General features: G+C 47.3%; 20 protein-coding genes, 17 tRNA genes and 1 rRNA gene. 7 read left to right on the top strand and 31 right to left on the bottom strand.

The window, feature by feature from the left end; genetic code table 11:
• Positions 1-100 precede the first annotated feature (100 nt).
• Complete coding sequence (locus tag MKY92_RS01605; RefSeq protein ID WP_036607966.1) at positions 101-880, bottom strand: AraC family transcriptional regulator; 780 nt, start codon at positions 878-880, stop codon at positions 101-103.
• A 112-nt stretch (positions 881-992) separates the two neighbouring features.
• Between MKY92_RS01605 and pyk the strand changes: the two genes are divergently transcribed.
• Positions 993-2,408 carry a pyruvate kinase gene (gene pyk / locus MKY92_RS01600; protein ID WP_062838171.1) on the top strand — a complete coding sequence of 472 codons (1,416 nt, stop codon included), beginning with the start codon at positions 993-995 and terminating at the stop codon, positions 2,406-2,408.
• 143 nt (positions 2,409-2,551) lie between these two features.
• Here pyk and MKY92_RS01595 read toward each other — a convergent pair whose 3' ends face one another.
• Together MKY92_RS01595 and MKY92_RS01590 are read right to left on the bottom strand one after the other, a co-directional pair.
• Positions 2,552-4,081: a PAS domain-containing protein gene (locus MKY92_RS01595; protein WP_339298860.1), complete on the bottom strand. Its 1,530-nt coding sequence runs from the start codon at positions 4,079-4,081 to the stop codon at positions 2,552-2,554.
• 177 nt (positions 4,082-4,258) lie between these two features.
• Positions 4,259-4,708, bottom strand: coding sequence for an SRPBCC family protein (locus MKY92_RS01590; protein ID WP_017691129.1), 450 nt, complete (start codon positions 4,706-4,708; stop codon positions 4,259-4,261).
• A 257-nt stretch (positions 4,709-4,965) separates the two neighbouring features.
• Here MKY92_RS01590 and MKY92_RS01585 point away from each other — a divergent pair, with 257 nt between their 5' ends.
• Positions 4,966-5,703, top strand: a complete 738-nt coding sequence (locus tag MKY92_RS01585; RefSeq protein WP_339298859.1) for a WecB/TagA/CpsF family glycosyltransferase — start codon at positions 4,966-4,968, stop codon at positions 5,701-5,703.
• Positions 5,704-5,729: 26 nt separating this feature from the next.
• Positions 5,730-6,569: a helix-turn-helix transcriptional regulator gene (locus MKY92_RS01580; protein ID WP_339298858.1), complete on the top strand. Its 840-nt coding sequence runs from the start codon at positions 5,730-5,732 to the stop codon at positions 6,567-6,569.
• A gap of 13 nt (positions 6,570-6,582) precedes the next feature.
• Here MKY92_RS01580 and MKY92_RS01575 read toward each other — a convergent pair whose 3' ends face one another.
• The gene (locus tag MKY92_RS01575) at positions 6,583-7,116 is read right to left on the bottom strand and encodes an MOSC domain-containing protein (protein ID WP_339298857.1); all 534 of its coding nucleotides are present in this window, start codon (positions 7,114-7,116) and stop codon (positions 6,583-6,585) included.
• A 222-nt stretch (positions 7,117-7,338) separates the two neighbouring features.
• Between MKY92_RS01575 and MKY92_RS01570 the strand changes: the two genes are divergently transcribed.
• The 3 genes from MKY92_RS01570 to MKY92_RS01560 all read left to right on the top strand — a co-directional run bounded on the left by MKY92_RS01570 (position 7,339) and on the right by MKY92_RS01560 (position 9,276).
• The gene (locus tag MKY92_RS01570; RefSeq protein WP_339298856.1) at positions 7,339-7,740 is read left to right on the top strand and encodes a DUF1304 domain-containing protein; all 402 of its coding nucleotides are present in this window, start codon (positions 7,339-7,341) and stop codon (positions 7,738-7,740) included.
• Between the two features lie 76 nt (positions 7,741-7,816).
• Entirely contained in the window at positions 7,817-8,656 is an 840-nt protein-coding gene (locus MKY92_RS01565; protein WP_150364030.1) for a DUF4261 domain-containing protein, read from the top strand.
• A gap of 260 nt (positions 8,657-8,916) precedes the next feature.
• Positions 8,917-9,276, top strand: coding sequence for a hypothetical protein (locus MKY92_RS01560; protein WP_339298855.1), 360 nt, complete (start codon positions 8,917-8,919; stop codon positions 9,274-9,276).
• Between the two features lie 148 nt (positions 9,277-9,424).
• Here the strand turns inward: MKY92_RS01560 and MKY92_RS01555 are convergent, their stop codons facing one another.
• Complete coding sequence (locus MKY92_RS01555; protein ID WP_339298854.1) at positions 9,425-9,934, bottom strand: GNAT family N-acetyltransferase; 510 nt, start codon at positions 9,932-9,934, stop codon at positions 9,425-9,427.
• Positions 9,931-10,458, bottom strand: a complete 528-nt coding sequence (locus MKY92_RS01550; RefSeq protein WP_339298853.1) for a hypothetical protein — start codon at positions 10,456-10,458, stop codon at positions 9,931-9,933. Before MKY92_RS01550 ends, MKY92_RS01555 begins: the two co-directional genes overlap by 4 nt.
• 181 nt (positions 10,459-10,639) lie before the next feature.
• On the opposite strand from MKY92_RS01550, the gene MKY92_RS01545 reads away from it, so the two are divergent.
• Positions 10,640-12,616, top strand: coding sequence for a methyl-accepting chemotaxis protein (locus tag MKY92_RS01545; protein ID WP_339298852.1), 1,977 nt, complete (start codon positions 10,640-10,642; stop codon positions 12,614-12,616).
• A 167-nt stretch (positions 12,617-12,783) separates the two neighbouring features.
• On the opposite strand, the gene MKY92_RS01540 is transcribed toward MKY92_RS01545, so the two are convergent.
• From MKY92_RS01540 to rrf, 25 genes are all read right to left on the bottom strand, one after another.
• Positions 12,784-13,791 (bottom strand): LacI family DNA-binding transcriptional regulator, encoded by a 1,008-nt coding sequence (locus MKY92_RS01540; protein WP_339298851.1) that lies wholly within the window; start codon positions 13,789-13,791, stop codon positions 12,784-12,786.
• Positions 13,792-13,918: 127 nt separating this feature from the next.
• A complete protein-coding gene (iolB, locus tag MKY92_RS01535) occupies positions 13,919-14,725 on the bottom strand; it encodes a 5-deoxy-glucuronate isomerase (RefSeq protein WP_074093115.1) in 807 nt (268 codons plus the stop codon).
• Positions 14,726-14,835: 110 nt separating this feature from the next.
• Positions 14,836-15,888 carry an inositol 2-dehydrogenase gene (gene iolG, locus MKY92_RS01530; protein WP_339298850.1) on the bottom strand — a complete coding sequence of 351 codons (1,053 nt, stop codon included), beginning with the start codon at positions 15,886-15,888 and terminating at the stop codon, positions 14,836-14,838.
• 69 nt (positions 15,889-15,957) lie between these two features.
• The gene (locus MKY92_RS01525) at positions 15,958-17,433 is read right to left on the bottom strand and encodes a CoA-acylating methylmalonate-semialdehyde dehydrogenase (protein ID WP_339298849.1); all 1,476 of its coding nucleotides are present in this window, start codon (positions 17,431-17,433) and stop codon (positions 15,958-15,960) included.
• Positions 17,434-17,535: 102 nt separating this feature from the next.
• Positions 17,536-18,546 carry a 5-dehydro-2-deoxygluconokinase gene (iolC, locus tag MKY92_RS01520; protein WP_047841171.1) on the bottom strand — a complete coding sequence of 337 codons (1,011 nt, stop codon included), beginning with the start codon at positions 18,544-18,546 and terminating at the stop codon, positions 17,536-17,538.
• A gap of 199 nt (positions 18,547-18,745) precedes the next feature.
• Positions 18,746-19,648, bottom strand: a complete 903-nt coding sequence (gene iolE / locus MKY92_RS01515) for a myo-inosose-2 dehydratase (protein ID WP_339298848.1) — start codon at positions 19,646-19,648, stop codon at positions 18,746-18,748.
• Positions 19,649-19,791: 143 nt separating this feature from the next.
• A complete protein-coding gene (iolD, locus tag MKY92_RS01510) occupies positions 19,792-21,657 on the bottom strand; it encodes a 3D-(3,5/4)-trihydroxycyclohexane-1,2-dione acylhydrolase (decyclizing) (protein WP_339298847.1) in 1,866 nt (621 codons plus the stop codon).
• A 388-nt stretch (positions 21,658-22,045) separates the two neighbouring features.
• Positions 22,046-22,116, bottom strand: a tRNA-Gly gene (locus tag MKY92_RS01505).
• Positions 22,117-22,126: 10 nt separating this feature from the next.
• Positions 22,127-22,200, bottom strand: a tRNA-Pro gene (locus MKY92_RS01500).
• Between the two features lie 7 nt (positions 22,201-22,207).
• Positions 22,208-22,286 (bottom strand) — tRNA-Leu (locus tag MKY92_RS01495).
• A 17-nt stretch (positions 22,287-22,303) separates the two neighbouring features.
• Positions 22,304-22,380 (bottom strand) — tRNA-Arg (locus MKY92_RS01490).
• Positions 22,381-22,387: 7 nt separating this feature from the next.
• Positions 22,388-22,462: transfer RNA gene (locus MKY92_RS01485), tRNA-Gly, on the bottom strand.
• 10 nt (positions 22,463-22,472) lie between these two features.
• A tRNA-Leu gene (locus MKY92_RS01480) sits at positions 22,473-22,553 on the bottom strand.
• Positions 22,554-22,559: 6 nt separating this feature from the next.
• Positions 22,560-22,635, bottom strand: a tRNA-Lys gene (locus tag MKY92_RS01475).
• Positions 22,636-22,645: 10 nt separating this feature from the next.
• Positions 22,646-22,731, bottom strand: a tRNA-Tyr gene (locus tag MKY92_RS01470).
• A 9-nt stretch (positions 22,732-22,740) separates the two neighbouring features.
• Positions 22,741-22,816: transfer RNA gene (locus MKY92_RS01465), tRNA-Thr, on the bottom strand.
• A 20-nt stretch (positions 22,817-22,836) separates the two neighbouring features.
• Positions 22,837-22,912 (bottom strand) — tRNA-Phe (locus MKY92_RS01460).
• 17 nt (positions 22,913-22,929) lie between these two features.
• A tRNA-Asp gene (locus MKY92_RS01455) sits at positions 22,930-23,007 on the bottom strand.
• A 25-nt stretch (positions 23,008-23,032) separates the two neighbouring features.
• A tRNA-Met gene (locus tag MKY92_RS01450) sits at positions 23,033-23,106 on the bottom strand.
• Positions 23,107-23,123: 17 nt separating this feature from the next.
• Positions 23,124-23,199 (bottom strand) — tRNA-Val (locus MKY92_RS01445).
• 122 nt (positions 23,200-23,321) lie between these two features.
• A tRNA-Glu gene (locus MKY92_RS01440) sits at positions 23,322-23,393 on the bottom strand.
• Between the two features lie 4 nt (positions 23,394-23,397).
• Positions 23,398-23,473, bottom strand: a tRNA-Asn gene (locus tag MKY92_RS01435).
• A gap of 1 nt (position 23,474) precedes the next feature.
• Positions 23,475-23,550: transfer RNA gene (locus MKY92_RS01430), tRNA-Ala, on the bottom strand.
• Positions 23,551-23,584: 34 nt separating this feature from the next.
• A tRNA-Ile gene (locus tag MKY92_RS01425) sits at positions 23,585-23,658 on the bottom strand.
• 38 nt (positions 23,659-23,696) lie between these two features.
• Positions 23,697-23,813, bottom strand: a 5S ribosomal RNA gene (rrf, locus tag MKY92_RS01420).
• Positions 23,814-23,824 lie beyond the last annotated feature (11 nt).

Raw genomic sequence — 23,824 nt, 5'->3', positions numbered from 1 at the left:
CCTGCTATACAGCAAAAGAGGGCATATGCCCTCTTTTTTTGTACTCATTTAATTAAACCTACTTATATAGAAGAACTTTATTTGGATTGGACTACGCGTTTCATGCTATAGGTGGACGTTCATGGAGAAGGTCAGACGGTGGACTTCCGGTTATACGTTTGAATATGCGGTAAAAATAAGAGAGATCCCGGTAGCCGAGAAATTCGGCAATTTCCTGGATGGAGAGTTGTGACTCGGTGAGCAGATATATGGCTCGTTTCATCCGTTGATCATGGACATATTGACTGATGGTCTGATTTGTCATGCTTTTGAATAATGCAGCAGCATAATTGGGAGTTTTATTAATCTCGTCCCCGAGTTCTTCCTTCGTTACTTTCTCCCGATAATGCCGCTCAATATATCGCTTCATCCGTTCAACATGATTATGCCTCTCCGGCGGGATAACTCCACGATCAAGCTCCCTGTTCATATAAATCAACACTTCCATCAATAAGGCTTGGCTCATCATGACATAATAAGACGGACGCTCCTGCCATTGTTGATAAATAGCGCTCATGCGTTGATGGATCAGCTCGTAACATCCAGGTTTATGCCGCAAAGCCTCATACCGTTCCAGTGCAGGCAGAGTTTCCGTATGGTCGCGTTGCAATTGAATGACAATCTGTGTGTGCGTTACTGTAGGAATACTCTTGCCGTAATATGGGGTACCACCTGGAATGAGGAGCAATTCACCCTTTTCCATGATCTGTTTATCACCGTTCACCCAATATACACATTTTCCATAAGTAACCAAGCTAAGCCGCCAAGTTTCTTGAGATTGCACAGCTTCTTCGTACCAACCGACACCATTAATATGTCGTACTTCAAGTGGAGTGACCATAACACACCTCATTATCGGACTATACTCTAATCATTGTACTATAGTTCATACCCTGATTCGACAGAAAACGCTACAATACACATATAAGCTTAAATATGAGGAGGAAATTAGCATGTTAAAAACAAAAATTATTTGTACCATGGGACCTGCTTGTGACTCAATCGAATTGTTAAAAGTAATGATTCAGGAAGGTATGACCGTTGCCCGTCTGAACATGGCTCATGGCGAACTGGAAGATCACGTTACACGGATTAACAATATCCGCAAAGCAGCTTCCGAACTGAACACCTATGTACCGATCATGATGGACATCAAAGGGCCGGAAGTACGTATCGGTAAACTGAAAGAAGCATCCTGCCATCTGCAAGCTGGTAAAGAGCTGATCCTGACTACCGAAGAAATTCTCGGTGATGCTGAGCGTATCTCTGTAAACTATCCGGAACTGAACCTCGTTGTGAAACCTGGCGATCGTATCCTCATCGATGATGGCCTTGTGGATCTGACTGTACTGTCTGTGGAAGGATCCGATATCCATTGTAAAATTATCAGTGGCGGCATTCTGAAACCACGCAAAGGGGTTAACTTGCCAGGAATCAAAACGACATTGCCAGGTGTAACCGAGCGTGACGTTATGCACATCGGATTTGGGATCGAAAACGATATCGAAATTATCGCAGCATCCTTTGTTCGTAAAGGTGATGACATCCGTGAAATCCGCAGCATTTTGAAAGAACGCGGTGTAGACCACGTACAGATCATCTCCAAAATCGAAAACCAGGAAGGTATGACGAACCTGGACGATATTATTGAAGCATCTGACGGTATCATGGTAGCTCGTGGGGATCTCGGGGTTGAAGTGCCGATCGAAGACGTACCCATGATGCAAAAAGAAATGATCGATAAATGTAACCGCGCTGGTAAACCGGTTATCGTAGCTACACACATGCTGGAGTCCATGCAAGTGAACCCACGCCCTACTCGTTCCGAAGTTAGTGACGTGGCAAACGCTGTACTTCAAGGTGCTGATGTTGTGATGTTGTCCGGTGAATCAGCTGCTGGTAAATATCCGGTACAATCCGTGCGCACGATGGCTGCTGTTGCTCGCCGTGCTGAAACAATGATCGATTACAAAGAGCAATTCGCACAAAAATCGGCTCAACAGATCGCTGATATTACTGAAGTTATCAGTCAGGGCGCTGTAAGTTCTTCCCTCGTACTGAATGCAAAAGCAATCATCACTTCGACTGAGAGTGGATTCACAGCACGCATGATCTCCAAATATCGTCCAAAAGCGCCAATCATCGCAGTTACACAACATGAAGAAGTATTGGCGAAAATCTGCCTGCTCTCTGGTGTTATTCCGGTTATGGGCGACAAAGTAACGACAACGGATGAAATGTTCGAATCGGCTACGCGTAACGCAATCAAAACAGGTTACATTGAAAAAGGTGACATCATTGTATTGTCCGCTGGTGTTCCAATCGGTCAATCCGGTAATACAAACCTGATCAAAGTTCAACAAGTTTAATTCAATAGCTGTAACTGAAGCTATACATCTTAGCTATATATAGAAAATACAAAAAATCCACCGAGAGCAGAAATGCATCCCGGTGGATTTTTTGTTGATGATGTTTGCCAATGAGTCTGATGTTACAACAGACGGCTTCGAGATTATAGATTCCGCGAGTAATCAACCAGATCCTGTGACATGGTATTAATCTCATCCATTGAAGCATTCACCTGCTGTGTCAGGGCAGCCTGATTTTGCGTTAACGTGGACATATTACCGATATGTTCAAGAATCTGATCAATCAGTGTTTTCATCTTCTGCATGCTATCTTCGATATTTACTGTGGCCTCTGAACTGTGATCAGCCAGTTTCCGCACTTCTCCTGCAACGACGCCAAATCCCAGTCCCAGCTCTCCCGCTCGTGCAGCTTCAATTGCTGCATTCAACCCCAGTAGATTCGTCTGACTGGCAATCTCTCGAATAAACACGGTGATATTCTTCGTATCATCTGCACTGCTCTTCACTTGAATAGCTGCATCGGCAGATAACTCCTGTGCAGTAACCAGATCCTGTGCCTGATCGGTAATCGAGTTGATTCCACGTACCATCTCGCCAATGGACTCTGACAATTGTTTTGTCTTCAGATTCATGGCTTCCACGATCTGTTCCTTATTCTTCTCATGGGTGACATCTCGAATGGTTCCAGCTACACGGAGTGGTACTCCATCCTGATCCCTAATGGTCTCCCCACCCGCGTGATACCACCGATACTCCCCGTCTTTGCGTTGCAGACGATAATCCAGATCGTACGGTGTACGACCACTGTAATCGTTCATATGTCTGGCAAATTCGTTGATCGTCCGATCATGGTCTTCCGGATGAAGTCGGCTGCTCCAGCTGTTGAACACATTCGGGAAATCCTGCTCGTCTTTAAACCCTAATTCTTTACGGAACTGGGGTGACCACCAGAATTCATTATTTGGATTAACCACATCTCCAGCCACGACGGTCATATCCCACGGTGCCTCCACCAATGCGCGGTTAACCAGATCATATCGGGTGACGAGTGCTTCCAGCTCATCAGACTTGCTCTTCTCCTCATGAATATCAAACATGATACCCAGAAGTTTGACCGGAACTCCAGCCTGATTTCGGATGACTTGTCCAAGGCATCGGAACCAGCGAATTTCTCCACTTTTAGTAATCATACGGCTGATGACGTTATAGGCAGTTGTTGCTCTTATGTCATTCACATGTTTCATAATCTCCTGCACCAGTTGGGGTCTGTCATCCGGATATATCGATTTCGCCCAGCTTGCAAATGAATTGGGATAATCCTTGGCATTATGGAAGCCTAACATTTGGCGGAATTCATTCGAAAATGCGACGATATTGTTGTTATCCAGTGGATCACCAGCAACAATTTCAGATTCCCATAATCCCACATGCATCGCCTGATTCAGCATTCTAAGGCGCATTTCCACGTCTTCGTTTTGAGCTTTCATCATATGTACTGCTTTTTTGATATTACTAGCTATTTCATCGGTATCCTGAAACTCAATGCCATCTTCGATCCATGCGTCATAGTCGCCCTTTTCTGCGTTTGCTACCAGTTTACGACTATACTCCAGTAAATTCTGATACGCATCTATACGAAGGTGTTTGGTCGATTCAGTACGTTTACGAAACATGCTCATTTCTCCTCTTAGCTCATATGATATATATTTCGACATTATCAGACATTAAGTGTAGAGCAATAGTCTCAATTTTTGTATAAAAACAAGAACCAGCACTGAATCAGCACTGGTTCTTATATTAAATGTCTTTATTTTTATGAAAATAAATCTTAAATGACTGCCTCTTACCAGCTACCAGCCAAAATTCAGTGTTTTACCCGTCTCCACCCAAGTTTTGATGCTGCTTAGAATCATCCACCAGCTACTCTGTGCATTCGCAATGGAAGGATGGTTATCTGTAAACTGATCATTGATCAGCGTCAGCTTCGTACACTCACCTACCGTTTCCAACTGGAAGACCACTCTGGATTGAAGCTCAGCATGATTCGCATGGTAAGACGGTCCGGGATGCTCCTGATAACTAAGTCTGGACAACGGTTCAAATTCCAATATATCTCCATACACATGGACTGTTTCTGCACCATCATTGCCCGGCCCTACATAAGCAAACGGCTGACCTGGTTGGAAATTGGTACGAAGTTCACTGCCGAAAAAGCTGTTTCGTGTGCCGTCTGGTGATATTAGAGCATTCCACACCTCTTCCAGTCCTGCATTGATATAGAATTCATATTTCAGTTCCATGGACTCACTCCCTTTATGTATTGGATACGCGATCTGCCAAGCTCGCACTCCTATCCTATCGTTATACCCCAAAGGCCGTATTGTAAAAACGCGACAACAGGTAAAATATAAGCTCTTTATGTTTTCGGGAATGTTATACCCTAATCCAAACGGATTGCGCCCATATAGTGCTTTCCCAGAAGATCAGATATACTAAACTGGAGTGAAATAACAGGACTGTTCAAGGTGATGAGACAGAATCAGAAAGGAAATGAGATATGAGCCAATCCACGAATATTATGGGCATCCCTTTTCCCAATATAACGATGAATCAAACGGTTGCAATCCTTGGTGAAGTTGTAGATCAGGAAAGCAATGAACTATTCCATGTCATCACAGGCAATCCCGAGATTGTCATGTCCTGTCAAAAGAATGCCTCTCTTCGAGAGGTTGTCGATCAAGCCGGGTTGGTCACGGCTGACGGTGCCGGCATTGTGATGGTATCCCGTTTTCGGGGCGGACAATTGACTGAACGGGTAACCGGTTGTGATCTGCTGTTTCGTTTATTGGAGGAAGGTGATCGAGAACACTGGTCATTCTACATGCTGGGAGCAGAGGAAAGCGTCAGTGAACAGGCAGTAAAGGTCATTGCACAGCGTTACCCTGGAGTTATCGTAAAAGGCCGACACCATGGTTATTTCCAGGCAGATGAGGAACAACAGATTGTGGAAGAGATTTGTACTTCTCAACCAGACTTTCTTATCGTAGCTCTGGGTGCGCCCCATGCGGAATACTGGATTAACAAGTATCGTCACCAGTTGAACGCTCGTGTAGCCATAGGTGTAGGAGGCAGTCTCGATATCGTGGCTGGCAAAACCAAACGTGCCCCTGCGATATGGCAGAAGCTTAACCTGGAATGGCTCTATCGCCTCCTCAGTCAACCTTCGAGATGGCGCAGGCAACTCATTTTACCCCGTTTTGCTGTGCGGGCATTGTTGTTCAGAGAACCTAAATAATGTAGATGAGCAGGAGGGGTGTCCAGATGAAACAGGTAGAACAAGGAGACAGACCAAGCATGGGCCTGTTGAATCTGAATGAAGGTGACCATAAATATCAACTGACACGCCATGCTCCTTCCGAAGCACTTCGGCCTTTTGTTAAACATTACTGGATCGTATCGTGGGACCTGACCGGACTTGAACCGTATCCCCAACATGTCGTGCCTAACCCTTGTGTCAATCTGATTGTGGAACGGAACAATACGTTTTTCTTCGGACCATCGGGACGTAAATTCTCCTATCTTGTGAGCGGGAAAGGTCGTGTATTTGGCGTGAAGTTCAACCCAGGAGGGTTTTATCCCTTCCTTAGGGTTCCTGTTTCTTCATTGTACGGACAGCCGATGAATGTATCCAATATTCTTGACGTCACAGCGGAGTCCTTAGAAGACCGGCTTCTTGGGACAGGAGATGATGCGGATAAAACCAGTTACATCGACCAGCTATTATGTGCACACCTTCCTGCTGAAGATCCTCAAGCGAGAATGGTTAACGATATTGTACAACAGATTGAACAGAACCGGGAGATGCTGAGAGTAGATGATCTGTCTTCCTATTGGAATATGCATACCCGAAAGCTTCAACGCCTGTTCAATCAGTATGTGGGCATCGGACCCAAAACCGTAATCAAGTTGTATCGTCTGCAAAATGCTGCAGAATGGATGGACCGCGGTCTTCACTGTGACCTGATTAAGCTATCTCAGGATCTTGGATATCATGATCAATCCCATTTCATCCGAGATTTCAAGTCCATTATTGGTAGTACACCAGAGGAGTACTTACACTCTAGACATCTGAATGGTGAGCGCCGAGGGCTAATAAATTAACCTGTCCTGAAAATCAGGACAGGCGAATGACTTCTATGGTATCCCCCGTATGGATTACACCCTCCCTTTCAACCGAGCACACAATCCCACGTTTTTTGCGAGCCGCAGGCACGATTTTTTTGCGCAAACCGTCCTGTTCGTAGAATTGTTCAATCATTTTCCCCGGATGTACACAGGGAAGGTTCTCCCCTTCACATATTAACCCTGTCCCGTTCGGAAATAGGAGCCGCGTTCCAGCAGGCAGTTCCGTCAATCGATCAATACCACGGACCAGTAGATTGGCACCAAGCCACTCTGGGCGCACTTCAGGAATGTACATTTTCTCAGCAATAAGAGCACATTCTTCCTCAGACACAATACTGAGCTGGCGGCGATTCGCAATCGGTGTACCACGCTTGTAGATTTTCTGACGTGAGTCCGCCGGACGAAGCAGACCATAATGACGGTCACCCGGAATTCCTGCAAGTTCAATGTCGATAAAAGGTACAACTCGGGTCACAAATGTGGATGGATCATCAGCCAACAAGACGAATTGAACCTTTCCCATAGTAATCCTCTCCCTTTCCTGAGCAATACCACTTCTTTATTGTTCATTATTACCCAATGAATGGATTGTCGACAATCGGCGTATGCTTAGCTTTGTATACCTTTTTTTAATTTCAACATCATAACTCAACTGGAAAACGATAAATAATTTCAATAATACGCAATTAAATTGTTACAAATTAAATTCACTCTTTCCGTTCTTGTTGCAAACATTTATACTAGGATGGACAAGTACATAAATTACATATCAGAAAGCAAGGTGTTTCCTTTGATTAGTATCATTTTTGTAGCTCTTGTAGCTGTCGAACACTTCTATATCATGGTGATGGAGATGTTTATGTGGACTCGTCCACGCACAATGAAAACCTTTAATCTCACGCCGGAATTCGCCAAATCCACCAAATCCCTCGCGGCCAATCAAGGTCTCTACAATGGATTTCTTGCGGCAGGTCTGATCTGGGGACTCGTATATCCGGATGCTGCCGTTGGACAGCATATTCAGATTTTCTTCCTGGCGTGTGTGATTATCGCGGCTCTCTATGGAGGGGCTACTTCTTCACGTTCCATCATCATTAAACAAGGTTTGCCTGCGATCATTGCGTTGTTGCTAGTTCTGTTCCTGTAATTTCTGTCGAATGGTGCATTGCTTCGATTCATGTTAACTCCTTTATGGTAAGGTAGTGAATAGATAGCAGTGTACAATGACCAGAATCGTTCTGGAATTGGAAGGAGAACATGTCATGGGATTGTTTGACAAGCTTCGGCGGCGCAAAAAGGAGAAGGTACCTGCAGGTGGTGCTGTGGAATCGACTAATTACAGTGAAACCATCGTGGGTTTTGTCCTGCTGGAGCGTGACGATTGTGATTTTGATCTCTTCATCAGGAACATGAAGAACGAATGGGATATCGAGATTGAAGAACGGCCGGAGGAGGGCAATCTCTTTTTTGAGGTGAATGGGATGCAGGTGGTATGTGCTCACATTGCCGCGCCTGTACCCGACCGTGAAGTTGAGGAGAATGCCAAGCTAAACATCCTTTGGCGAGAAGCGGAGCAAGTTACCTCACGGCACCAGTCTCAGATTATTGTCTCTGTTCTGAACGCATCAAATGCTATTGATGGACATGTTCTGTTCACTCAAACAGCAAGTGCCTTATTACAGTTGGATCACGCGTTGGCCATATACATGGCACCACTTGTTGTTGAAGCCAGTCAATATGTCGAAACCAGCCGTGGGATCAAACATGATGAGTTGCCCGTCTCGCTCTGGATTTTCATCGGATTATTCCAAAATGCCGAAGGCGCTTCAGCTTACACTTACGGACTACGTAACTTTGGTAAAGAAGAGATGGAGATTATGCAATCGTCTGAATCCTTAAGCGATGTATTTGAGATGATGTTCATGACAACAACGTATGTGGTTGAAAACGACGTCACACTGCATGACGGGGAAACACTTGGTTTCTCGGCAGAACAAAAGCTGAGCATTTCCCTTTCCAAAGGTGTAGCTACGGAAGGCAACAGTTTGAAGATTGGCTTCTAACTTACGCAGGATTTTCAATTTATCATGTTACAATCATAGAAGCCATCTGGAGTTCATCCTCTGGATGGCTTTTAGCTATCCAGCCATCCTCCCAATGACGATGTGATAACAATCCCTGAATTTAACTTCCCTAGGAATAAGTAGTCCATAAGAACCACTATATTATGAAATCAGTTTTCATTCTCGCTATAAAAAGGTATAATTAATAGGCTTATAGTCTCATATATTACATATTATTTTATTATCGAGGAGTTGCCTACATGTCTGTTAGACGTTTGGATTCAACTAAACCTATTATTGAAATTATCTGGGAAGGTATTGTTTCTCCTGAACATGTCGAACAAGCGAATACAGAAATCCAGAGAATAGCGGAACAATTGGGAAATTCGTTTGATGTGCTAATAGATATGCGGAACATGAAGGCTTTCCCTCAGGATACCAAAGAAAAAATTGTGGAACACCAGAAATTACTGACACAGTGGGGTATGAAGCGAGCCAGTGTAGCTGTAGGTGGTGCGATCGCCAAAATGCAATTGAATCGGATTTCCAAAGAATCGGCGCACCAAACTGAATTTCAATGGGAAACGTATGATGAGGCTTTGGCATTTTTGTTGAAATAATATTGAAGTGATACGGACTAAGTATAATAAGAGAGATACCGATGCTGTACATGGCACACAGAAAGAGGCGTTCCCCATGAGGAAGCGCCTTTTCTTTGCAGTTCCACTTTGCTTACTCAGTTATGCCAGTGATCCGAACGCTCATCATTTAAGATTCAAGTTTACTTACACGCACCATCGTTACCGATGTACCATTTAGGGACTCCTCCACGAATCCTAACCGCTTATATAAGCGAATCGCTTGGTTATCCGGGTCAACACTAAGCGAGACTGCTGCAATTCTCCGCCGTTCAACCTCATCTAATGCGGTCTGAAGCAGTAAGGTACCTACTCCTTTTCCACGTGCATCTTCCGTTACAGCCATTCCCATCTCTGGCGTAGCTGCATTCACATAACCGTATCCCGCATTCTGATCCGTATAGAATCTTAATGTTATTGAACCTAGTCTCTTGCCCTGCTGGTCAACTGCAACATACCCGAAGTCCCCTTCTCTTCCCCAATCTTCAACGTATTTGGACAGTCCGGGAGTATGAATACTTTCGATTGGAAAAGGTTCATCGCCTTCTCTTCTATGCAGGGATGCGTATAACATCTCCCACAGGAAAGGAATATCCTGTTCTTCAATAGGGCGTTCATAATAGTTGGATATGATGGTCAAGTTTGCTCCTCCTTCAGCTTTTCAAAAAGGCGGTCCATCTCATTCAGATTAAACTCATTGGTAATCTCGTAGTCCTCAAATTTGTCTCTCGTTTTTGCCTCGCTGTAGATTGAGATGGACTTTTCATTATAAAACGTCAGTCCAAATCCATCGGTAAAGCGACCTTCTTTATTAATGGTGAGTCGCCACTCATAGTAATCCGGATTCCTTTCGGAAACGTCGAATTCCCGTACTCTTTTAAGATCAATATCCTTTAATAGCTTCAGCATGTCTCTAATCTCATTGGGATCTGTAATCGTCACTTCATCATCTTCATTATACGAATCTGCACTTGAAATCTTCCTAATCGTCAGTCGATCCAATCGATCCAGCATGCTCATATGATCTGTAACCTCTGCTCGAAACGTCGTATGTTTGCTGGGGATATACTTAGTATATTGACCAGAGGTATACATACGCACTGCAATAGCTACGACAACAATAATCGTGACGATACCTATAATCATCTTGATTCTGTTTTTCACAGTCTAACCTCCTCCTAGAAATTGAGGCCTTACATATTATATATCAAATAAAACTCGTTTTGTGTTCGTTATTCTTCCGCATTTTACCATTTGGTCTCGCCTAAGGATTAAATATTATATGACGATATATATAATAAGCTTCAAACATACTAACACATTCATGACATCTAGGGGGAAAAGTATGAAGTTAAAACTCAAATTGATGTTAGCCTTCTTCGTCACTGTTCTGCTTATAGCAGGCGCGCTCGCACCACTTGGTTTGGTTCAGACGGAAAACCAAGCTTCTCAGAGTGTGAACAACAAACTAGAAGGATTAATATCTACCGCAACATTTCAGTTGGACGGCTGGTTACACGGAAACGAGAAATTAGTGGAAACACTAGGCCTTGTAATTCAGGAGGCTGTTTCATCTTCTGATCTTAATGAAGATTATCTGTCCATCATGTATAAGGGCACCAACCCTAACAACTTAGAGGACATATTTTACGGAAATAAGGAAGGACAGTTTATAAATGGTTCTGACTTCGTCCCAGATAAAGATTATGATCCCAGGGATCGTTCTTGGTATAAAGAGGCTCTACAAGCAGACAAGCTGATTTTTACTGACCCTTACATCGACAACAAATCCAAACAATTTACGGTGTCTATCGCCATGCCAGTAAAGACAGAAAATGGTGCAATACGGGGAGTGGTTGCTTCTGATATTCTACTTTCCAAGTTAACCGATACAGTCAACCAAATTAACCTGGATGGACTAGGCTACACTTTTATGCTCGACAAAAAGGGAGTTATTTTAGCTCATCCCGAGGCTGATCTTGCAAGTACTTCAGCCGCAGAAAACGATCAATTGGGACCGTTGCTTGCAGAGATGCAAACGCATCCTTCAGGACAAAGATCATTCCAATATAACGGAGAAAATCTGCTCCTCTACTTCAAACAAATTCCAAGTACTGGTTGGATTATCGGATCAGTCATATCTGAGAAACTCGCCTATGCGGACTATTATGAATTGCGCAATAACTACATTCTCATTATCGCCATTACATTATTAGTTGTACTGGCAGGTGCCTATTGGATCGCAACACTCTTCATCAAGCCACTGAGAAATCTACATGAGACCTCCCGCCAAATGTCGAGTGGTGATTTTACAGGAAGGGTGCAGATCAAAGGCAAAGATGAATTCGCTGAACTAGGTATGGCATTCAATCAGATGTCCGATCAGCTTAGCTCGCTGTTTAGGCAAGTAACGGCTTCTGCTGATCGCGTACAAAGTATCTCCGGTGAGATGCAGGAGCATACAGATAAAACCAAACGCATCGCTGAGCAGATCTCCATTGCCACTGATGAACTCGCTCAAGGTTCCAGTACACAGGCTGAATCCGTGTATGATGGCTCAAGCCGTCTGTCGGAGATGAGTGATAGTGTTGGTGGTATCAATCGCAGTGTCGAGCAGTCCGTAACGATGATGCGTGAGGCAGGAGAAGCCATGCTAGCTGGGCTACAAGCGGTAGATCATCAGGTGGAGCTTTCGGATGGTAACCGCCAATCGATTGACCGTGTGGGTGAATCAATCAATCTACTCGCAGACAAATCACAGAAGATTGAAAGCATCGTCAGCATGATTCAAGGTATTGCCTCTCAGACTAACCTGCTCGCACTGAACGCTTCGATTGAAGCCGCCAGAGCGGGTGAACATGGACTTGGATTTGCGGTGGTTGCCGAGGAAGTGCGCAAACTGGCTGAACAATCCGCCGGCTCTGCTCAGGACATCATCGTGTTGCTGAATGAAATCCAGGCGGCTAGCCACCAAAGCGTGAGCGAGGTCGATTCTGCTGAACATGGTATTGAGCAACAGGTTGCTGCCGTACATGAGATGCGCAACTCATTTATGCGAATCAAGCAATCTATTGAAGGCATTGACACTCAGCTTCAACAAGTTTCGTCTGCAACAACCGAATTGGATAACAGTTCTGGCAAGATTGCTGAAGTGATCTCCAGTGTTGCGGCCATGTCCGAACAGAGCGCCGCTTCCACCGAAGAGGTTGCCTCTTCAACGCAAGAACAGTTCAATTATATTACGAGTATCTCGGAACGCTCCAATGAACTGGCTCAACAAGCTAATACGCTCGCTGAAGAAGTGAAAAAGTTCAAGATATAAATCAACAAGCCGCGTTCTCCCATAGGGTGAATGCGGCTTGTTTGTTATGTTGATACGTTACATATTCGGAATAAGGGATGAAGCGGCCCCGTATCTGCATAAAAGAATATGACACACGTAGGCTTGGCCTCAAAACTGATCAGGTTACATCAGAAACCTAATTGTTTTCAGCCCAATACATGACCTGCTGATTCTCGGATAACCAGCTCAGGCTTCAGCACAATCTTCTGTGGCTCTTTTTGTTCATCCTTTAACTCTTCAATCAACAAATCTACAGCGCGATGTCCCAGTTCTTCAATTGGCTGGGCAACGGTTGTAAGCGGCGGACTCGTCACCGAAGCCAGAATCGTATTATCAAATCCGATAATCGACACATCCTCTGGCACCCGTAGGCCCAGCTCTTTGGCTGCCTGAAGTGCACCAATGGCCTGAATGTCATTACAACAGAACAAACCTGTCGGGTGATCCTTCTCACCGAGCAGCAGTAGCGCCTCTTTTTTGGCTGAGCTCAGGTCAGCTGCCGATTCTCGGATCTGATTCGGTTCCAGCGTATGACCTGCCTTAATCAAGGTTTCACGGAATCCACGTACACGTTCCTGACTGCTGCTGACTTTGGACGGTTCCGACAGCACTGCTACACGGGTGTGCCCAAGTTCAAGCAGATGTTGCGCTGCGAGCGTGCCGCCAAGCAAGTCGTCAATGGTGACTGTATGCACCGACAGGGATGGCATATGGCGAGCAATCAAAGCGACAGGGATGGACTGCTGCAAGAGGGGTGACAAAATTTCGGCATTATCGATCCCGGTTCCGATCATCATACCATCGACCCTTTTTTGCTGGAGCAGATTCAGGTAACGCTCTACCCGCTCGTCCTTATTATCCGTACTGCAGATGACCACGCTATAACCCAATTGTCGGCTTCGATCTTCCACGGCTCTGGCGAGTTCTGCGAAATACGGGTTTGAGATGTCCGGTACGAGCAGCCCCAATGTATACGTCTGCTTACCTGTAAGTGCAGCTGCGATCGCGCTGGGTTGATAGTGAAGGCGCTCCATGATCTCCATAATCTCGGCGCGCCGCTTCTCACTGATCTTGCCTTTGCCATTAATGACCTGTGAGACGGTTGCAATGGATACACCCGCCTCACGTGCTATATCGTATATGGTTGCTTTCATTGTTTTTTCCCCATTTGTGCTATATATAAATTTCGTTATACATAGATAATTGTTCTCTTCTTATTATGCAGGGGGAAGTCTGCATACGCAACTTGAAGCCAGCACAATGTGCGTAGCATGAACTGTTTTACTTTTTCATCAACCACTCATGGTCAGGGTCATTATGGAATTTCCAGGTCCGGGTTGGTCCAGCCATCACGTTCAGATAGTAGACCTCATACCCCGGAGGAGCGCCTACCGGATGATATCCGTCCGGAACAAGCACCACTTCACCGTTCTTCACTGCAAGTGTCTCATCCACAGAGCGATCGTCCGTGTATATGCGCTGAATGGCAAATCCCTGCTCAGGCTGTACACGGAAATAATACGTTTCTTCCAGCAAAGATTCATCCGGGAGTGCATCCCGATCATGCTTATGTGGCGGGTAACTGGACCAATGCCCATCTGGTGTAAACACCTCAACAACGAGCAAACTGTCTGCTTCCTTCTGTTCTGGCAAAATGTTGTGAATCTGGCGTTCCAGATTGCCATACCCTCTCGCCTCTACCCCTACATCTTCGGGTGCAATGAGACGAGCTGGATACGTGCCTTTACCGGGTGCAACACATATAGCAATTTCCAGTTCGGTACGTGCTGTGATCTGCACTTGATCGGAAGTTGAGACGTAGACTGAATACGGCGGGATTTTCTCGAAAACACTCATTCTTTTTCCGATATTATCCCATGTGTGCTCCCGGGTACTTACATTGGCGAAACCGCTGAGGAGCACCACACAGAGTTCCTGATCACCGCTCTCACGGGTTAGTGTCTCCCCCTCTGCCAGCTTCGCTACCTGAAAGCCAACATATTCCCACCCAGCAGACTCCGGTGTTACGTTTATAAGTGTACCGTCTCCCTCGGGGTTGACCACGGGTTTCACAATACGTTCTGACATCTTGCCATCCACTCCTTTCTGTAGTCGTCCACAACAACCTGATACTTATAAAAAAACAAAAACTTGGACTATTCATGCCCTCTATTATAAAAAGTGACTTTAATCATCTACTATGGCGTTGCCGTTTGCGATTCCAATGACATCCCAGGAACTTCACTCAGCTTCACAGGTCTTCCCCGCTCCATGGACAGTTTTGCTGCCAGCGCAATTCGTTCAGCCTGTACTGCATCGTGGCCATCTACGATAACCGGTGTATCATGGAGGATTGCATCAATAAAGAGGGCTGTCTCCTGCACATACGCTTCATTGTAGCGTTCCAGGAAAAAGTGTAACGGTTTGTCGCGCATGAGCCCGGCCGCTGTACTGATCTCAGCCGTATTCGGATGATCATTCGCCGCTGCGGCGCTGCCCATCGAGCCAAACACTTCAACACGCTGGTCATACCCGTATACAGCCTGACGACTGTTATCAATGACACCAATCGCTCCATTGGCAAACGTCATCGTTACAATCGCTGTATCCACGTCACCATGTTCCGCAAAAACCGGATTGATCAGCACGTTGCCCTGAGCGTACACTTCTTCCACTTCACTCCCGGACAGATACCGTGCCATGTCAAAATCGTGGATCATCATGTCCATGAAGATTCCGCCAGATACCCGGATATACTCCGCAGGCGGTGGACTCGGGTCGCGAGAAGTAATTTTGATAATATGCGGATCACCAATCGTACCATCCTGCACATGTGCACGTATCCGTCTGAAGTTGTGATCGAAGCGGCGGTTAAATCCAATTTGCAGCTTCACGCCAGCCTTCTGAACTGCCGCTACAGCCGCTTGGGTCTGTGCCAGATCCATGCTGACCGGCTTCTCGCAGAAGATATGTTTGCCCGCCTGAGCGGCCTGTTCGATCAGCGGCACATGTGTATCGGTTGAAGAACAGATCAGCACCGCGTCTACATTAGGCATCGAGATCAACTCACTGCTGTCCGTCGTTACAACAGGGATGCCACGACTGGAGGCCCAAGCCTCCAATTCAGGACCCGCGAACAAGTCACTGATTCCCACAATCTCCGCATGCGGGTTGCGCAGGAGATTGTCTGCATGAATTTTGCCGATCCGTCCCGCACCGATGATGCCAATTCTTACTTTGTCCTTGCCCATTCCGTTATCCTCCCTATGTGCGTCCATATGGGCTGGGCGTTCCCCTTAGCCCGAGTGATGCTCTGGTTGTTACCAGCGCGCCGTTACCATCTTCTTGCGAGTGTAGAATTCAACACCATCCGTGCCATTGGCGTGAAGATCACCGTAGAAGGACTTCTTCCAGCCCGAAAACGGGAAAAATGCCATTGGCGCAGGTACGCCCAGGTTAATCCCCAACATGCCCGCATCAATCGTTTCACGGAATTGACGCATACTCGCCCCGCTGCGGGTGAACAGACACGCACCGTTGGCAAAGTCGGAACGGTTCGCCAGCTCAACGGCTTCCTCCAGCGTAGACACTCTTGCTACCGAGAGTACTGGAGCAAAGATCTCATCCTGCCAAATTTTCATATTGCTCTCAACTTGGTCGAATACCGTTGGCCCTACAAAATAACCGGATTCACTTGTTGCCTGATCTTTGCGTCCATCCCGGATCAAAGCCGCGCCTTCCTGCTCTCCGGCTTCAATGTAACTGAGTGTACGCTCTTTATGTGGTCCACGGATGACAGGTCCGAGGAACACGCCCTCATCCATACCGTTACCGATGGTAATGCGGTCTGCTGCTTCCACCAGCTTTTGTACCAGTTCGTCAGCCACATCACCCACAGCCACAACAACCGCACATGCCATGCAGCGTTCCCCTGCTGAACCAAAGGCTGCACTCGTAATCTCTTTCACCGTCAGATCGAGATCGGCGTCCGGCATAACGATGGAGTGGTTTTTGGCACCAGCCAGTGCCTGTACCCGTTTGCCATGCTTGGATGCAGTAGTGTAGACGTATTCAGCCACTGGTTGTGATCCGACAAAGGAGATCGCTTGAACATCCTTGTGTTCCAGCAACCCGTTCACGACATCATGTGCACCGTGTACGATGTTGAGCACGCCGTCCGGAAGCCCTGCTTCCTTAAACAGCTCTGCCAGGCGGCCTGCCAGCAGCGGTGTACGCTCGGACGGCTTCAGGACAAAGGTGTTGCCACACGCAATAGCCAGCGGGAACATCCAGCAGGGTACCATCATTGGGAAATTGAATGGGGTAATTCCCCCGATAACGCCGATCGGGTAGCGGTACATGCCCGACTCCAGTCCTGTCGCGATGTCAGGCAGTTGTTTGCCCATCATCAGATTCGGGGCACCTGCCGCGAACTCAACGCACTCAATGCCACGCAATACCTCGCCATACGCTTCGGCGTAGCTTTTACCATTCTCCAGCGTTACCAGGCGGGCGAGTTCTTCCCAATGTTCAACCAGCAGCTGCTGGTAGCGGAACAGAATACGTGCACGGCGCGGAACCGGTGTGCTACTCCAGGATTTGAACGCTTCTCGTGCTGTCTGAACCGCCAGATCCACGTCCGCTTGTTCAGACAGTGGCACATGTGCAATAACTTCTTCCGTGGCCGGATTCACAACCGGCTCCGTACGAGTTGACACTGGGGTTACCCAGGCACCTCCGATCCAGTTTTGTACCATTGTCGCTGTTGCAGACGCTTCAGAAATCCCTTTTCCCATAGCTCTGTCTCCCTTCGCTTATGTGTGATCCCGTATGTTAACTTATATCATTGGTGCTGATCTGTATGAGTGTGTTTGTTATTCAAAGTATTGCAACGAGCTTCAAGACACGGTGATCTCGCCCCGATTGCAACGTTCGATGTAGTCATTCACCTGTTCTACCGTTGGCATCGCATCCGAACAGCTGTGGCTCGAAATGACGATACTTGCTGCGCCACTGCCATACGCCATACTGCGCTCAATCGTCCATCCCTGCATCAATCCATATAGGAAGCCGGCCGCATAGGAGTCGCCTGCACCGAACGTTTTGACCACTTTTGCCGGATAGCTGTCCGCACGGTGTGAAAGCCCTTCACGTGTATAAGCAATGGACCCTTCCTTACCGTGCTTGATTACAACGATGTTCGCTGAGAAGTCAAACCATTTCTGTGCAGTTACCTGATCGCTATGATCCGGATTATGGTCGAATGTCTCCATCATGTCGAACTCTTCACGTGTGCCCAGGATGATATCGCATTTCTCGGCTGCAAGGTTGTAATAGACCGCTGTCTCTTCATCTGATGTCCAGGTGTATGGGCGATAGTCCAGATCAAACACAATAACTGTGCCATGTTTTTTCGCATACGTTAGTGCCTGTAATACAGCTTCACGGGATGGGCTTTGCGCGAGGGCTGTGCCTGAGATTAGCAGCACTTTGGAGTCAGCAATCAACTGCTCTTGTACTTCTTGCGCCTGTAATAACAGATCCGCTACATTGTCCCGGTACATCAGGATACTGCAATCCGTTGGGCTTTTGATTTCGGTAAAAGCAAGCCCTGTCACCGCTCCAGTGTCATCTGTAACTACATTCGATGTGTCGATGCCGTTCTTCTCCAAATAACTCTGGATGAATCTGCCCATCTGGTCACCCGCGATCTTACCGATAAAAGCCGTCTCCATACCCAGTCTGGACATGCCAATCGTAATATTGGCCGGAGAGCCGCCAACATACTTCGTGAACGTCATCGTCTCTTCCATCGGGCGATTGATCTCATTGGCGTTCAAGTCGATGCACAAGCGGCCAATCGCGGTGAAATCCTTCTTCCTGGATACCGGAAAGGATACGTAGGTCATTGCATGTGAGCCCCTTTCTGTGGTGGGATTTTACATGTTGTATATCGATATCTAGACTAGTTACTCATTCCATCGTAAGGACTCGTAAACGGCTAGAGTAAGTCAGTTTTATTTTCCAATCGTAACGTTATACTCTTGCTGGGCTTCTTCCTTTTTCAATTCATAGGTGTGGCCTCTGACTGCTGCAATGCTAAACGAATCAGCTGTGTTGGTGTAACGACTCCATATAGTTCAAAGATCGCTTCGCATACTCATACGGGTTATGAATTGCAGGGTCCTGCTCTCCTTCAAGCATCGCCCAGCCATCGTACCCTCTTGTGATCAGTTCTTGCAGAATTGGTGCAAAATCAATGCATCCATCTCCTGGTACAGTGAACACTCCTTTACGAATACAACCAACAAAATCAGACTGTTCCGCGCGTGCTTCATCCAGCACATGCGGGCGGATATCTTTCAGATGGATATAAGCGATCCGATCATAATGTTTGCGCAGCAGCTCAAGTGGATCGGCTCCACCATAGTAGGCATGACCAGTATCATAGAGCAGATACACGAGAGAAGGGTCTGTCAGCTCCATCAGTCGATCAATCTCATCCGGTTGCTCTACCACCGTGCCTCCATGATGATGGTACGTAAGCTTCAAACCGTGTTCACGGGCGATAGCTCCTGCTTCGTTCAACCCTTCAGCGAGGATATGCCATTCAGATTCGCTGAGTCTGAGCACTTCTTTTTCATTCGGAGTTCGTCTTGGATCAAAATGAAGTGACCCGCCTACCTCCGCCGTACTGATCACCTTACTGCCCATAGATTGCAGAAACTCCGCATGTCTGCGATAACTGTCCAGCTCCGACTGACGATACGCCGGGTCGGAGAAAAGTACGGATTTCCATTGGGAGACCAGATTGATATTCCTTTTACTCAATTCCTCACGCAATATAGCAGGATCGGTTGGATATTTACGTCCCATCTCTGTACCTGTCAGCCCAAGACGCTGAATGTCATCCAGAATCTGTGCACACGTTGTGGCATCACCATGCTCTTTCACATCTTCACCGACCCAATTGATCGGATGAATCCCAAGCTGGAATGGCAGCTTGCTCATTGCTCCACGTCTCCTTTGTTGTTCACTATATTTACACTGTACACTCCGATGACAGAACAACCTTCCGGTACAGCTTTCTTTCAGAAGCTTTTAACTCCGCTTCCTCAGGCTCCCTTTTTAGAAGGTATTCTATATAAACCGGATTAAATCGGTCTTGCTTTGGCACGGTTGGCTTGCATGGTGTGATGAGCATGAACTACCTTTTCTTCGGCAGATACCTCAGGTACACCCACATTCCACCATGACTCGTATCCATCTGCGTTGGTTCCAGGCACGACCGGAATCTCAATCAACGTACTCACTGTTTCGTTCTTCGCATCTCGGAGTGCCTGTTCCAGCTGTTCTGCTGTCTCCGCTCTATAGGATTTGGCTCCCATACTTCGGGCGTGTGCAGCAAAGTCCATTGGCATGTAGTCCCCGGTCAGTCGTCCACTCTCGGATTCCCGATAACGGAACTCATTGCCGAATCCGTCACTACCATGTTCCCGCTGCAAATTATGAATACACTGGAATCCATTGTTGTTGAATAATAGGATAGTCATCTTCTTCTGTTCCTGCAGACTGGTCACAAACTCCGAATGCAGCATCAGATAACTGCCATCTCCTACCATGGCGTACACTTCCCGATCCGGCTCCGCAAGTGCTGCTCCGAAAGCTCCACTTACCTCGTACCCCATACAGGAGAACCCATACTCCATGTGGTATGTCTTTGGTTCAGACGCACGCCACAGACGATGTAGATCACCCGGCAGACTACCTGCCGCACACACGATGACGGAAGATGGATCAATGGTACGGTTAACCACGCCAACTGCTGTAGTCTGTGCCAGCCCTGCTTCATGCTGTGCTGCATACAGCCGATCCACTTCTGCATTCCACTCAGCGCGGAGATCAGCGATTTCGGATGCACCATATGCACTTCGGTATTGTCTTTCCTGCAATTCCTTTTGCAAAGTCTGCAATCCTTCGCGTGCATCTGCCAGAATGGCTTCACCACCTAACTTGGCGGCATCCATGCCATTCAGGTTAATGTTGATGAATGAAGCTTCCGGATGTTGAAAAGCAGAGCGGGACGCCGTCGTAAAATCGGAGAAACGAGTACCGACGCCGATCACCACATCCGCTTCTCTCGCCAGCCTGTTGGCTGCTAGAGAACCTGTAACCCCGATGGCCCCCACATTTAGTGGGTGGTCCCAAGAGACTGCGCTCTTGCCCGCCTGCGTCTCGGCGATTGGAATACCAAATACCTCGGCGAATTCCACGAGTTGAACGGACGCCTCAGAGTACAACACACCGCCGCCTGCAACGAGCAGCGGCTTTCTGCCTCGGGCAATCTGCTCCGTTGCCCGCTCAATGGCTGCTTGTACCGGGGGGCGACGGTCCAGATAATGTACTTTGCGAGCAAAGAACGATTCTGGATAATCGTATGCCTCTGCCTGCACATCCTGCGGCAGTGCGAGCGTTACTGCTCCCGTCTCTGCTGGATCGGTTAGCACACGCATGGCCTGTGTAACAGCAATCATCAACTGTTCGGGACGAACAATGCGATCCCAGTACTTGCTGACGGCTTTGAATGGGTCAGTGGCTGAGATTGTATAATCACTGCTCACTTCCAACTGCTGAAGTACCGGGTCCGGTTCCCGTGTAGCAAAGTTATCTCCAGGCAGCAATAAAACTGGAATTCGGTTCACCGTTGCGGTAGCTGCTGCTGTAATCATATTCAAAGCACCAGGTCCAATGGATGTTGTACATGCATAGATCTGTCTACGATTCTTCTGCTTGGCATAAGCCGCTGCCGTATGCACCATGCCTTGTTCGTTCTTGCCTTGCATATACGTCAGGCTTCCCGGGCTGCGCTCCAGCGCTTCTCCAATGCCTGTTACATTGCCATGTCCAAAAATACCGATGATTCCCTTCACAAACTTGGTTTCCACCCCGTCAACCGAGATATATTGCTGATCCAGGTATCGAAGCAGTGCCTGAGCCATCGTCAGTCGAATTGTTTTCATGAATTGATCGCCGTCCTTTCCTTTACGGGTTAAGCGCTTAATCTAAGTTAAGTTTAAGCGCCTTACCCCTAAAGGTTAAGCGCTTAATTGATATGGTATTACAGGTTAATGATTTACGCAAGCTATTTTTGTAAGCGTTTTTATGAAATGCGGTAAAGAAAAGATATTCTTGTGTTCGAACATGTGTTAGACCTTCTCCATTTAAACATCTTCCACAATGACTAAGAACAGACTTAAAAGGGGGGAAATATATCATGAGGATGGGATTACTGGTATATGCTAATCAGCCATATAATCCGTGATCTTTGTATACAATTATGATCAATATGCCTATGAATGCAAAAAAAGAAAGAGACGGTGAATACCATCTCTTTCTTATCAATATTTAAGCGGGTGATGGGAATCGAACCCACGCTATTAGCTTGGAAGGCTAAAGTTCTACCATTGAACTACACCCGCATAACAACAATCGGGATGACACGATTTGAACATGCGACCCCCTGGTCCCAAACCAGGTGCTCTACCAAGCTGAGCTACATCCCGTTATCTATACCGGCGAGAGGACTCGAACCTCCACGGTTTCCCACTCGATTTTGAGTCGAACGCGTCTGCCATTCCGCCACGCCGGCAAAATATGAAGTTATAATGGCGCGCCCTGAGAGATTCGAACTCCCGGCCTTTTGATTCGTAGTCAAACGCTCTATCCAGCTGAGCTAAGGGCGCAAAATATTGGAGCGGAAGACGGGAATCGAACCCGCGACCCTCGCCTTGGCAAGGCGATGCTCTACCGCTGAGCCACTTCCGCAAATAAAGGATGCGCGTGGAGGGACTTGAACCCCCACGTCAAAGACGCTAGATCCTAAGTCTAGTGCGTCTGCCAATTCCGCCACACGCGCATATAATGGTGAGTCATGAAGGGCTCGAACCTTCGACACCCTGATTAAAAGTCAGGTGCTCTACCAACTGAGCTAATGACTCATAGAAAAACTGGTGGAGGATGATGGATTCGAACCACCGAACCCGTACGGGAGCAGATTTACAGTCTGATGCGTTTGGCCGCTTCGCTAATCCTCCAGGATTACATGGTGCCGGCGAGAGGACTTGAACCCCCAACCTACTGATTACAAGTCAGTTGCTCTACCAGTTGAGCTACACCGGCGTATTACATAGTGTTATAAATGGTGGCTCGGGACGGAATCGAACCGCCGACACGAGGATTTTCAGTCCTCTGCTCTACCGACTGAGCTACCGAGCCTTACTACATTAAAAAAATGGCGGAACCGACGGGATTCGAACCCGCGATCTCCTGCGTGACAGGCAGGCATGTTAGGCCAACTACACCACGGTTCCATAGTACTTTCTCAAGGAAAGTTAATTGCGGGGGCAGGATTTGAACCTGCGGCCTTCGGGTTATGAGCCCGACGAGCTACCGGGCTGCTCCACCCCGCGTCGTTATAAAAGTTTTATGGTGGAGGCTGAGGGGATCGAACCCCCGACCCTCTGCTTGTAAGGCAGATGCTCTCCCAGCTGAGCTAAGCCTCCATATTATGACCCGTAGGGGATACTCTCACTTCGTTCGAGACTGCGAAGCAGTTGCTAACGAGGTATATCCTCCGACGAACCTTTGGGATTCTCATCCCTTGTTGAAGCTATAAATATAGCTATGACCCGTAGGGGATTCGAACCCCTGTTACCTCCGTGAAAGGGAGGTGTCTTAACCCCTTGACCAACGGGCCTTACTGGCTCCCCGAACAGGGCTCGAACCTGTGACAACTCGATTAACAGTCGAGTGCTCTACCAACTGAGCTATCAGGGAATGGTGGAGCCAAGCGGGATCGAACCGCTGACCTCCTGCTTGCAAGGCAGGCGCTCTCCCAGCTGAGCTATGGCCCCATACTCTGGTGTATTTCTTGTTGTGGTCTTGCTATGGGCCCTGGTGGACTCGAACCACCGGCCTCACCCTTATCAGAGGTGCGCTCTAACCAACTGAGCTAAGGGCCCTTATCAATTTTCGAAAAAAAATACCCCAGTGGGGTTTCGCTTGGCGGCGTCCTACTCTCCCAGGACCCTGCGGTCCAAGTACCATCGGCGCTAGAGGGCTTAACGGTCGTGTTCGGGATGGGTACGTGTGGAACCCCTCCGCCATCGCCACCAAACGCGTAGCTTA

Origin of the sequence: Paenibacillus sp. FSL R5-0623 (genome assembly GCF_037974265.1) — a bacterium.
Taxonomy (GTDB): Bacteria; Bacillota; Bacilli; order Paenibacillales; family Paenibacillaceae; genus Paenibacillus.
Note: the sequence above shows the minus strand (reverse complement) of the source record. Positions and strands in the feature narration are given on the sequence as shown.